1 protein-coding gene is annotated in these 595 nt (G+C 75.3%); it reads left to right on the plus strand.

The window, feature by feature from the left end; translation table 11 throughout:
* Nucleotides 1-111 precede the first annotated feature (111 nt).
* Nucleotides 112-595: CvpA family protein (locus A612_RS02275; protein WP_019372988.1), on the plus strand; the 484-nt coding region annotated here is incomplete at its 3' end.

The following is a 595-nucleotide window of genomic DNA, read 5'->3' on the forward strand; positions in this document are numbered from 1 at the left end:
GTCCCTTCGGCAGCCGCGCCGAGGCCGAGCGCGCCGCCGAGCGCGCCCGGGGCGCCGGTCTGGCCGGCACGGTGCTGGCGCTGTAGGCGCGGCGCATGGGTGGGCAGCGGCATGGCAGCGCTGGACTGGATCTTCCTGGCGGTGCTGGGCGCCTCGCTGCTGCTCGGTGCGTGGCGCGGCCTGGTGTTCGAATTGTTCTCGCTGGCCGGCTGGGTGCTGGCCTTTCTCGCCGCGCAGTGGTTTGCTGCCGATGCGGGTGCGCTGCTGCCGCTCGGTGGGTTGGAGCCGGCCTGGCGGCACGCCGCGGGCTTTGCACTGGTCTTCGTCGGCACCGTCTTCGCTGCGGGCCTGGTGGCTTGGCTGGTGCGCAAACTGGTCGAGGCCGTGGGATTGCGGCCGGCGGACCGGGCGCTGGGTGCGCTGTTCGGCGTGTTGCGCGGTGTCGTGCTGCTGCTGGCGGCGACCCTGGTGGCCGGCTGGACGCAGGGCACCGAGGCGCCCTGGTGGCGCGAGTCGCGCGGGGCGCCCGTGCTGGAAGGGGCGCTTGCCAGCCTGCGTCCCTCTTTGCCGCAGGCCTGGGGCGGCGGGCCGCCGC

It is taken from the genome of Melaminivora alkalimesophila, from assembly GCF_000282995.1.
Lineage (GTDB): Bacteria > Pseudomonadota > Gammaproteobacteria > Burkholderiales > Burkholderiaceae_C > Melaminivora > Melaminivora alkalimesophila.